The organism is Vibrio sp. ER1A, assembly GCF_000733315.1.
Lineage (GTDB): Bacteria > Pseudomonadota > Gammaproteobacteria > Enterobacterales > Vibrionaceae > Vibrio > Vibrio mediterranei.
In genome coordinates this window covers 37643-48963 of sequence record NZ_JPJA01000094.1, presented here as the reverse complement: position 1 = coordinate 48963, position 11321 = coordinate 37643, and the positions used below count along the sequence as shown (strand labels likewise).

Annotated in this window: 7 protein-coding genes; 4 read left to right on the top strand and 3 right to left on the bottom strand. The window is 43.9% G+C overall.

What is annotated here, in order from left to right:
- The first annotated feature begins 523 nt into the window (after positions 1–523).
- The 3 genes from trxB to cydC all read left to right on the top strand — a co-directional run bounded on the left by trxB (position 524) and on the right by cydC (position 5094).
- Entirely contained in the window at positions 524–1477 is a 954-nt protein-coding gene (gene trxB / locus HW45_RS23510) for a thioredoxin-disulfide reductase (RefSeq protein WP_038230247.1), read from the top strand.
- A 115-nt stretch (positions 1478–1592) separates the two neighbouring features.
- A complete protein-coding gene (gene cydD / locus HW45_RS23505; RefSeq protein ID WP_038230246.1) occupies positions 1593–3380 on the top strand; it encodes a heme ABC transporter permease/ATP-binding protein CydD in 1788 nt (595 codons plus the stop codon).
- Positions 3373–5094 (top strand): heme ABC transporter ATP-binding protein/permease CydC, encoded by a 1722-nt coding sequence (gene cydC / locus HW45_RS23500; RefSeq protein WP_038230244.1) that lies wholly within the window; start codon positions 3373–3375, stop codon positions 5092–5094. Before cydD ends, cydC begins: the two co-directional genes overlap by 8 nt.
- Positions 5095–5196: 102 nt before the next feature.
- On the opposite strand, the gene HW45_RS23495 is transcribed toward cydC, so the two are convergent.
- The 3 genes from HW45_RS23495 to HW45_RS23485 form a co-directional block, all read right to left on the bottom strand.
- Positions 5197–6501, bottom strand: coding sequence for a hemolysin family protein (locus tag HW45_RS23495; RefSeq protein ID WP_038230242.1), 1305 nt, complete (start codon positions 6499–6501; stop codon positions 5197–5199).
- Between the two features lie 202 nt (positions 6502–6703).
- Complete coding sequence (serC, locus tag HW45_RS23490; RefSeq protein WP_006074725.1) at positions 6704–7798, bottom strand: 3-phosphoserine/phosphohydroxythreonine transaminase; 1095 nt, start codon at positions 7796–7798, stop codon at positions 6704–6706.
- Between the two features lie 131 nt (positions 7799–7929).
- Entirely contained in the window at positions 7930–9210 is a 1281-nt protein-coding gene (locus tag HW45_RS23485) for a DUF945 family protein (RefSeq protein WP_038230239.1), read from the bottom strand.
- 147 nt (positions 9211–9357) lie between these two features.
- Here HW45_RS23485 and HW45_RS23480 point away from each other — a divergent pair, with 147 nt between their 5' ends.
- Positions 9358–11310, top strand: a complete 1953-nt coding sequence (locus HW45_RS23480; protein WP_038230237.1) for an ATP-binding protein — start codon at positions 9358–9360, stop codon at positions 11308–11310.
- Positions 11311–11321 lie beyond the last annotated feature (11 nt).

Here is an 11321-nt window from a genome sequence, read left to right as displayed (position 1 = left end):
CATCATTAACTCCTTTCAATGTTATGCCAAAAACAATGTGTTTCACATTTTATTTACAAACCATTAAATATTAACAATTCTGCAAGATCAATATTTTACAGCCTTTTAAACCATACATTTTCACAAAAAAGCATAATTATCCACAATGCATCCATTGATTAGCATAATATTCTAATTATCGATTTCAACCCACTAAAAACCTAGCATTGTTAACTAGACAAGAAAACATCATATTACTTAACAATGACTTATGACAAAAATGACTATTAACTAATCGTGTTTGCAAAGGTGAATCGTCAAAGTGTTAGCCACCATCTAGATTATCAATCTTAGTATTTATCTCTAATCGGACGGAACAAATGGAAAATATGCATTTGATGCGTTCGATTAACAACTAACTGCTCAAAATGACATCAGTTATCACAAATCTAGTATTGATTAATTCACCGTAACCCCAATATATTAGGTAATTAAGATGCACCGATAGAAGGTGCAATAAGAATGACTGAAGTGAGACAACAAAATGGCTGATACAAAACACTGTAAATTGCTTATCTTAGGTTCTGGCCCTGCTGGTTATACCGCGGCTGTTTATGCGGCACGTGCCAACCTCGATCCTGTTCTAGTGACTGGAATGCAACAAGGTGGACAGCTCACAACGACCACTGAAGTGGAAAATTGGCCAGGTGATGCCGAAGGATTGACGGGCCCTGCTCTAATGGATCGTATGAAAGAGCACGCTGAGAAATTTGAGACCGAGATGATCTTCGATCACATTAATAAAGTCGATTTCAGTACTCGCCCGTTTAAGTTGTTTGGCGACTCTCAGAGCTATACTGCCGATGCAGTTATCATCTCAACGGGCGCATCAGCCAAATACCTTGGCCTAGAATCAGAAGAAGCGTTCAAAGGACGTGGCGTTTCAGCTTGTGCGACATGTGACGGTTTCTTCTATCGCAACCAGAAAGTTGCGGTTGTTGGCGGCGGCAATACCGCTGTTGAAGAAGCTCTTTATCTATCAAATATCGCTTCAGAGGTTCACCTAATCCACCGTAGAGACACATTCCGTGCGGAAAAGATTCTCGTTAAGCGTTTGATGGACAAAGTAGAGTCAGGCAATATCGTCCTGCATACCGACCGTACGTTGGAAGAAGTCGTTGGTGATGATATGGGCGTCACTGGCGTACGAATTAAAGATACACAGTCAGAAGAAATTGAACACATTGATGTTATGGGTGCATTTATCGCCATTGGTCATCAGCCGAATACTGACTTGTTCGAAGGTCAACTTGAAATGAACAACGGCTATATTATTGTGAAATCCGGCCTAGAAGGCAATGCTACGCAAACAAGCATTCCCGGTATTTACGCTGCTGGCGACGTGATGGACCATAACTACCGCCAAGCGATTACTTCAGCCGGAACAGGATGTATGGCAGCGTTAGATGCTGAGCGTTTCCTTGACGCACAGTCATAAATTTAACATTTCGTCTCATTATTTTTGAAAACAAGAAACCCATAGGTATGCCCTGTGGGTTTCTTTTTGTATAATCGCCGTTTCTTCTAATAATAATACTCATTAAGCCTTCTACATGGATAAGAAAAAACAACGGAGCTTGAATAATTGGCTCAAGACGCAAAGTAAGCTTGCTAAACGCTGGCTCGCTATTGCGATTGGCCTTGGCGTTCTTTCAAGCCTGTTTTTGCTAGCGCAAGCTGCGCTTATCGCCACAATATTGCACCAACTCATTATTGAGCATGTCGACAAATATGAACTCATTCCGCACTTCTTAGGGTTACTAGTAGCCGTTGCTGGGCGTGCTGGATGTGCTTGGGGGCGCGAAATCGCTGGATTCAAATGTGGCGAGCAGATACGTTGTTACATAAGGCAGCTCATCCTTGATAAGTTACGCGAACTAGGACCAACTTATATAAAAGGCAAACCTGCTGGCACATGGGCAACACTAGTTCTTGAACAGGTGGAAGAAATGCAAGATTTCTTCGCTAAGTACTTGCCGCAAATGTCCCTCGCTGTTGCTGTCCCTATTATCATCCTTATTGTTGTATTTCCTATCAACTGGGCTGCAGGTCTAATTTTCCTTGTCACCGCACCACTTGTTCCTCTGTTTATGGCATTCGTCGGAATGAAGGCTGCCGACGCTAACCGTAAAAACTTTAAGGCTTTACAACGTCTTTCTGGTCACTTTTATGACCGATTGCAATCCATGACAACAATTCGTCTCTTCAATCGCACAGAAACTGAGACAGAGGTACTACGTGGTGCGTCTGAAGTATTTCGTAAACGCACAATGGATGTATTGCGACTTGCCTTCCTTTCGTCTGCGGTTTTGGAGTTCTTTACATCAATCTCCATCGCCATCACTGCCGTCTATTTTGGCTTCAGCTATATTGGTGAGCTTAACTTTGGTCATTATGGTGTCGGCGTTACCTTGTTCGCTGGCTTATTCATTTTGATTTTAGCACCTGAGTTTTATCAGCCACTGCGCGACTTAGGTACTTTCTACCATGCTAAAGCACAAGCCGTCGGTGCAGCAGAAAGTATTGTCGAGTTCTTGGATACAGAAGTTACCGCATTACCACAGGGCAGTCAGAACATTTCTCACCCTCAAAGCATCTCTATCGAAGCAATAGATCTAGAAGTTTTCAGTCCTGAGGGGACTCGCCTTGTCGGTCCAATTAGCTTCAAAATAAACGCCAACGAAGCCGCTGCGTTAGTCGGCCCGAGCGGCGCAGGCAAAACCAGTTTGGTCAACGCCATTTTAGGATTTATGCCTTATCAAGGTTCATTAAAAATGGCAGGTATTGAACTTAAAGACCTCGACCAAACCGACTGGCGTAAAAACATCAGCTGGGTTGGCCAAAACCCACTGCTACTTCACGGAACGATTCGCGACAACATCACCCTAGGTAATAATGATGTTAACCAAGAGCAAGTCAACAATGCTCTTTTGGCGTCGTTCTCGGCTGAGTTTGTCGAAAAACATGGTTTGGATTATCAAGTTACCGATCGTTCCGGAGGTCTTTCGGTCGGTCAAGCTCAGCGTATCGCGTTAGCAAGAGCAATGGTACAAAACGGTAACTTCTGGTTATTAGATGAACCGACTGCAAGTCTGGACGCCAAAAGTGAACGTCTTGTTACTCAAGGTATACACACCAGTACCGCAGGTAAAACGACATTGATGGTCACCCACCAGCTCTCTCAACTAAAGAACGTAGATACCATATTAGTGATGAATCAAGGCCGTCTGGAACAACAAGGCAGTTATGATTCGCTTTCAGACTCAGATGGCTTATTCAGCACCATGTTGTCTGCCCATCAATCATCCGTTGCTCAAGATAAGGGGAATTTAGATGCGTGATTTACTCCCTTACTTAAAACTGTATAAAAAGCATTGGTTTGGCCTGTCTTTGGGTATGCTTCTCTCCTTTGCAACACTTTTTGCGTCCATTGGCCTACTCACTTTATCAGGCTGGTTTATTTCTGCCGCTGCGGTCGCAGGCTTAACCATTGCTCGCGAAACTTTTAACTATATGTTGCCAGGTGCCGGTGTACGTGGCGCGGCAATGGCGCGCACCGCTGGACGTTGGGGTGAACGTGTAGTCAGCCACAACGCTACCTTCAAACTACTCACCGATCTTCGAATCTTCTTTTTCACCAAGTTAGCGCCGCTTATTCCCGGTAAAGCCGTCAACATTCGCGATGCGGATATGCTCAACCGTCTTGTGGCAGATGTTGATGCCATGGACCACGTCTATTTGCGTCTTGTTAGCCCAATTATCGTCGGTGTATTTGGTATCTTATGTCTGACCGCTGTTCTTTGTTGGTTTGACATGACGCTAGGCCTCACGCTTGGCGCAATTCTAATGCTGCTGCTTATCACGTGGCCAATCGTTTTCTACCGCTTGGGAAGCAAGAATGGGGAAGCGTTAACACTAAATAAAGCTGAGCTTCGCATTCGTACCTTAGACTGGTTACAAGGTTATAGTGAACTGACGCTTTTTGGCGCTGAATCTCGCTACCGAAAAGCTATTGTGACTGCGCAAGACAAGTTGATTACCAATCAGTTGGTTCATGCAAAAATATCTGGTATGGCTCAGGGTCTGCTGATTCTTGCTAATGGTTGGCTGCTCATACTGATGCTGTGGCTAGCAGCGGATGGCGTGGGTGGAAATCAACCTGATCCTCTAATCGCGTTAATGGCCTTTGCGACCATGGCAAGCTTTGAACTGCTTATGCCTATTGCAGGTGCATTCCAGTATCTAGGTCAGACGCTGACCTCCGCCAAGAGACTAAATGAGGTGATTCTAGCAACGCCGGAAGTCACCTTCCCTGACGATCCTGTGACGCATTCGAACGAGTACTCCATCGATATCGATCACGTTTGCTTTAGCTACCCAGACGCTAACGAAAAAGCACTTCGCGATGTGTCACTTTCTGTGAAGGGTGGACATCGTTTGGCTATTGTTGGTCAAACTGGTTCAGGTAAGTCAACGCTGTTGCAGCTCATTTCACGTTACTGGGATGTCGACCAAGGGAAGATTACCCTTGCCGGTGCTCAGATTCAAAACTGGAGTGAACGTCAACTTCGTGAAGCAACTAGCATTGTTAGCCAGAAAGTCGACATCTTGAATGGCACACTACGTGATAACTTGTTTATGGCGAAACCGTCAGCTTCTGATGAGGAGCTTATCGCTGCTCTAGATAAAGTAGACTTGGCACATTTGGCTGAAGACAATGGCTTGGACGCATGGTTGGGTGATGGCGGACGTCAACTTTCCGGTGGCGAAAAGCGCCGTATTGGTATCGCACGAGCACTGCTACATGATGCGCCGATCTTACTACTTGATGAGCCTACTGAAGGCTTAGACAAAAAGACTGAGCAACAAATCATGCAGTTGTTTGACCAACACTTTAACAGTAAAACGGTTATTTTCATCACTCACCGCTTAGTGCATTTAGAAACATTTGATGCCATCTGCTTACTCGAAGACGGTGAAGTTTTGGAGTACGGCCAGCACCAAGCGCTTCTTGACGAGAAAGGTCGATACTACGAACTGCATCAAACGCTTTAACGGCTAATATTCATATTCACCATACGAAAAGCCCGCTTCCCTATGTCACTAACATATTGAAGCGGGCTTTTTCATCCACTTAATTTTAATGGCAATAGTTTTCTATTTATCCTGTTTCTCTGAATCTTGAGTTCCACACACTCTGTGTGCTCTTACTTGGGTGATGCGATTATTCTTAACCTTCAGTACTTCAAAGTCCCATTGTTGATAGCAAATGTGTGTCCCGGCTTTTGCCACACTCCCAACCTGCCAGGACAAAAAACCGTTCAAGGTTTGGAAGCCCTCATCAAACTCTCCCTCTAGTTCTTGAATATCCAGCTTATGTTTCAGCTCGTTGATTGGAATTAATCCATCAATAATCCAACTTCCATCAGCAAGCAACTTAGCCCAAACTTGTTGCGGAGCCATCCCCAACTCCCCAGCAATAGACTTAAGCAAGTCATAATGAGTAACTAACCCTTGGACGTCACCATACTCATCAACTAAAAACGCCATCTCAGAGCTGGTTTGCTGCATGTGGTTGAGAAGAGCTAATCCTTTCATTGATTCAGGAACAAATCTTGGCTTACGCAACATTTTTGCGAGTTTACCCGCCGAAAGCACTTCATACTCATCCAATAGATTCTTTGAAGATACCGTACCAATGATGTTATCAAGACCGCCACGACACACGGGCCATACAGAGTGCTTGGTTTGCCTAAGCTCTTTGAGTGCTTGTTCAATTGGTTTATCTATATCAAGATGATGTATGTCGCTACGCGGCGTCATAAGTGACGTTACCGCTCTATCATTTAGATGCAATAAATTGCGGATCATCACCAATTCTTGCTGTTCTATAGCGCCTGTTTCTGAACCTTCTCGCACTAAAGAAATGATGTCTTCTTCGGTCACGCAATCGCTTTGTCCCTCCTTTTGACCAAGGAGACGAAGCACCGCATCAGTGGATACCGATAAAAGCTTAACAAAAGGGCTGGTTAATAATGATAGCCAATGTATTGGATAGGCAACGAGAATAGCAATTCGCTCTGCGTTGTTTTGCGCAAGCCGCTTTGGAACTAACTCTCCTACGACGATCGCGAAATAAGTAATCGATATAACTACGCTCGCTGTAGCCAAAATATTCGCAAGTTCAGGGTCTATGCCTTTTGAGTGCAACCAGACTGACAACGGCGCAGATAAAACTGCCTCACCAAATATCCCGCTGAGAATACCGATTGCAGTAATACCGATTTGAATAGTAGAGAGGAATAATGTGGGGTTATTTTTAAGCTTTAACGCAAGTTGCGCAGATTTCTGTCGTTCTGCCATTTTTCGCAGTCGACCACTTTTCGCTGCCACTAAAGCGATTTCTGACATGGCAAATAAACCATTCAGCCCAATTAAACTTGCTAATAAGATAATGTCCATAAACCGATCCAGTGATGCACACATAGCAAGCATAAACGAGTTGTCAGCGATGAAGCTGTGAATCAGTGCATAATTACTGAGTCCTATTTATTGGGTTATTTATGGACACAATAGATAATATTAATAAGAGAGAAAATTGCCATTTACCCAAAAGAAAAGCCGAGCTTAACTGCTCGGCTTTATTAGAAATAGTCAGTACCGTTTAAGCGAACTGCTCTTCAAACTCTTTCATGAAATCCACTAACGCTTGTACACCTTCGATCGGCATCGCATTGTAGATTGATGCGCGCATACCACCTACGGCGCGGTGGCCTTTCAGTGCGCGCAAACCACGTTCATCTGCCAGTTCCAAGAATTTAGCATCTAGTTCAGGTTTTGATAGCTGGAACGGCACGTTCATTAGCGAACGGTTGTTCTCGTGTACATTGTTGTGGTAGAAGTCAGAAGCATCAATGTGATTGTAAAGAATCGCCGCTTTGTCTCGGTTAATCTTCTCAATTGCAGCAACACCGCCCTGCTCTTTCAGCCACTTAAACACTAAACCAGACAAATACCACGCAAAAGTTGGCGGCGTGTTGTACATAGAGTCTTTTTCAGCGAGCACTTTGTAATTTAAAAATGTCGGTAGGACATCGTTGGCTAGGTCAAGCAAATCATCGCGTACAATCGCAATACAGATACCGGCAGGTCCAATGTTCTTTTGCGCGCCCGCATAAATAACGCCGTACTGTGACACATCGATTTGACGTGAAAGAATCGTCGAAGACATATCCGCTACAATTGGTAGCTCAGTCTGCGGTAGTTCATTGATTTCAATACCGTCGATGGTTTCATTTGGACAGAAGTGGACGTATGCCGAGTCGGCATCAATGACCCATTCACTCACAGGTTGAACCGCAATTTTTCCATCTATTTCTGTCTTCGCTTTATGCACGACAGGTGTACAGTATTTTTCAGCTTCATCAATCGCACTTTCGGCCCAGTAACCTGCGTCAATGTAAGTTGCTTTGGTCTTTGAACCCAATAAATTAAGTGGTACAGCAGAGAATTGTGCTCTCGCTCCACCTTGGCAGAAAAGTACTTTATAGTTGGAAGGAATATTTAGCAGGTCTCTTAAATCTTGTTCAGCCTCATCCGCAACCTTGATGAAAGGTTTACTTCTATGGCTGATTTCCATCACCGACGTACCCAAATCATTCCAATCAAGCAACTCAGATTGTGCCTTTTGTAGTACCGCTCGAGGTAACCCAGCAGGACCAGCACTGAAATTGAATACGTTATGTGAAATCGGCTCCATGACCTTTATACTCCTGACTAAATACATAAAGAAGTGCCAGTAATATCACGTTTTTACGGAGATAAAAAGCAAGAAAAGAGGCCATCAGACCTCTTTTCTAATCACGAGTGTAATTTGTACTCACTTAGCGATTATTGCCCCATTGATTGCCCCATCAAGAGCGGCAAGAAAAGTGCAACTAGTGGAATTTTCTGGCCATTGGCAAATACCAGTTGACCGCCTTCAATATCAGCCTTCATTTGATAGCCTGCATCTTGTTGCGTCACCATCTCCATCACTACCAATTCATCAATACCTTGAGCAAGCATCGGGTTAACATTCACCATGCCTTCTGACATATACGCGTTCATGTTACCAGTCAGCGCTGGCATCACCACACTTGGATCACGTGATACATTTTCAGTCCCTTCAGGCACTTTTAGTAGCCAGTTAGATTTGAACTCATCGTCCGCTACTTTGAAGTGCATGTCGTTCATCGCAACGTTAAAGCCACGCGCAAACAACGTCTCAATCAAAGGGGCTAAAGTAGTAATATCTGCTTGCGCGATAGTTGGATTAGTTTGATACAAGTCGACCAGCCCTTCGAATGATTTTCTATCTAGCGAGGTTAGCGCAAAGTCGACCTTGAGGTCGCTCAGTTGACCGCCATCCGGATAGGTCATATTGCTCATACTGAATATGTGTTGGGTATCAATGCGATCCGCTTCAGAATCAAAAGACGATTTGAAGGTGTAGCCAAGATCATCAATATTCAAAATGCTAGTATGCATTTCATCGAGAATGGTGAAGTTTTTTAACGTCACACTCTGATCACCAAGCCAAAAACCTTGCTCTTTTTTCCCAACACCATTTGCGGACAAGTCTGTTAGTGTCAGTTGTTCACCGTTTTCAAAATCCAATTGAATCGAAGGGATATTAGCATTGAACGTCAACTGACCTAGAACGGTTGCAGTACCTGTTGCCACTGACGGAGAAATAGACATGCTAACTTTCTGTGCATCATCTCCTTGATAACTCCAACTATCGAGTGACAATTCAAATTCAGTATTACCATTCAGCTGCGTCACTGTTTTTAACGCGAGAGGGAAATCAGGATAATTCTGGATATGCGAGTTCGCTGTTAAGCTGAATAAACCGTGACTAATTTCACTTTGAACCACAATTTCTGTGGGCAAACCATCCACTTCTAACTGTTCTTTCAGAACAGGATCGTTAACTTGGTAGCGTGTTTCTACGTTAGAAGAAAGGTAACCGCGATCGTAAGTTACAATCTCTGCTGTAACACCTTCGTTGTTTAGTTGCTCTACACCATCCTCAACAACTTGTTGCCCGATATGTCCAACAGCCAGTGGCCAACATAAAACAAGCGCTACTGCACCGCCGATTGCGCCATATTTTTTCAATTGATTCATAGAGTATTTAAGACATTTTGTGAAGTATATTTCATTCAGTCTAACTCAAGTCGCTAGGATCTCCAATCTCATACCTAGTTCTCATAACCCCATGCTTTTTATTGATATATTAAAATTACTGTTGAGAGAATCGAATAGCGCAGGTTCATGACAAAGCGAAATCAATACGCCGTACTCTGTTTAGACAATGATCTGATTAACTTGGACACTCTGGATACCGAGCTGTCTCTCTATCAGTCGCACTTTGATATTCATTTGGTGACGTCCATCAGTGAAGGACACGAACTGTTGCAATATATCGGTGCTCAAGGGCAACAACTGGCGATGGTAATTGCCAGACATAGTCGTCTTTTCGATGGTGGAGAGTTTCTTATTCAGCTAGAACAAACTCTTCATGCTCAATCAGCGCGAAAGATACTAGTGAGCAGAACTAACTTCCAAGACGTTCAAGCGATTTTAAATGCCGTCAACGAAGGACGACTAGACCACTGCCTTACTCTACCCTTAGAACAAAAAGAGTTGCACAAAACGGTCGTCAAAGAGCTCACTCAATTCGTTATTACTCACGAGAAAGACAACCTACTTCATTACGGCAAAGTACTCGATCAACAGAAGATTCTCCGCGCGCATATTGACCAAAAGATGCATTCCTATCGGGCCAGTTTTATTCACGATTTTCATGAACTATCAGACAAAGAACTCGCCGCCCAAGTCATTGAATCTCTTTTGGGATTTTTTGCCGAAAAAGACGAAACTCGTGCGGTAAGAGAGTATTCACCCGAACACCTGCTAACCGTTGAAGGTCAGCCTAACGAATTTCTGTGGTTTATCGTCGAAGGTCAGGTGACGCTGTATAAAAAAGATGAGTTGGGTCAACAACGTGAAGTAGTACGACACAGTCGAGGCGGTATTGTCGGCGGCATGTCTTTTGTGACTGGCGAATGCTCGTTCTCAACCGCTATGACATTGACCGCAACGCAAGTTATTAAGTTAGATAGAAAGGTGTTCACTCAAGTAATGCACTCTAATACCGACTTACTGCCACTCTTCACTAACTTGTTGCTGCGACATTTTAACCGTCGCTTACAACGTAGTATTGATACCAAGCTCGAGTTGCAAAAGACATTGGAATCATTGGAATCGGCCCATCAGCAGCTTATAGAACAAGAAAAAATGGCAATGTTAGGCCAGCTTGTTGCAGGTGTTGCCCATGAGCTAAACAACCCAGTTTCTGCGATTTTGAGAGGTGCAGAGACCGTTTCAGAGAAAATTGATACTATACTTAAGCAAAACCATGACCCATCCACTTTTGAACTCGGATTGAATGTCCTTGAGCAAGCCAGACACTCCACACCACTCTCCACCTCGGAAATAAGAGCAAGAACTAAAAAGCTTCAAGAGACACTCAAAGAACGCCGACTAGCCAAACGACTGGTCAATCTCAACTTACAAGGTAATGAACAGCTTTTAGCGCAAGCAACGCAGTCACCAGATAAGCTAACGAGTGAGCTAGATAAACTTGAGAACTTTCAAGTAACCGGTGCCACCCTGCGCTCTATTCAAGTGTGTGCCCAACGAATTGCCGACATGGTCAAGAGCCTAAAAGGCTATGCGAGACCAGATAATGAATCTTATGAGCGTGTCGACTTACATGAAGGCATCGAAGATACTTTAGTCATTTTTGAGAACCGACTAAAACGGCACTCTCTCATTAAAGAGTATGGAAAGCTCCAACCGGTACTTTGCAAACCCATTGCCTTGCAGCAAGTATGGACCAACCTTATTTCTAACGCGCTAGACGCACTCCCGGAAAAAGGGCAGCTGACGATTCGGACTGACTGCATCGCTCGGGAAGGTTCGCTATATAACATGTATCAGTTTATCGACAATGGTGCTGGCATTCCTCGCGATCAACTTGAGTCGATATTCGAACTTAATTTCACTACCAAGAAAGAAGGCAACTTCGGGCTGGGTATCGGTCTTTCCGTTTGCCAACAAATTTTGAACCAACATAAAGGCTGGATAGAAGTCGATTCTGAAGTTGGTGTTTATACCAATATGTCTGTACTCATCCCTGTCGACAGCGATGACAAATTATAAGGAGTATTACG

What these genes read in the sequence shown, in the direction of transcription:
- HW45_RS23485 (WP_038230239.1), bottom strand. Translation starts at nt 9,210, where the DNA reads ATGAATCAATTGAAAAAATATGGCGCAATCGGCGGTGCAGTAGCGCTT.
- cydC (WP_038230244.1), top strand. Translation starts at nt 3,373, where the DNA reads ATGCGTGATTTACTCCCTTACTTAAAACTGTATAAAAAGCATTGGTTT.
- cydD (WP_038230246.1), top strand. Translation starts at nt 1,593, where the DNA reads ATGGATAAGAAAAAACAACGGAGCTTGAATAATTGGCTCAAGACGCAA.
- serC (WP_006074725.1), bottom strand. Translation starts at nt 7,798, where the DNA reads ATGGAGCCGATTTCACATAACGTATTCAATTTCAGTGCTGGTCCTGCT.
- trxB (WP_038230247.1), top strand. Translation starts at nt 524, where the DNA reads ATGGCTGATACAAAACACTGTAAATTGCTTATCTTAGGTTCTGGCCCT.
- HW45_RS23480 (WP_038230237.1), top strand. Translation starts at nt 9,358, where the DNA reads ATGACAAAGCGAAATCAATACGCCGTACTCTGTTTAGACAATGATCTG.
- HW45_RS23495 (WP_038230242.1), bottom strand. Translation starts at nt 6,501, where the DNA reads ATGGACATTATCTTATTAGCAAGTTTAATTGGGCTGAATGGTTTATTT.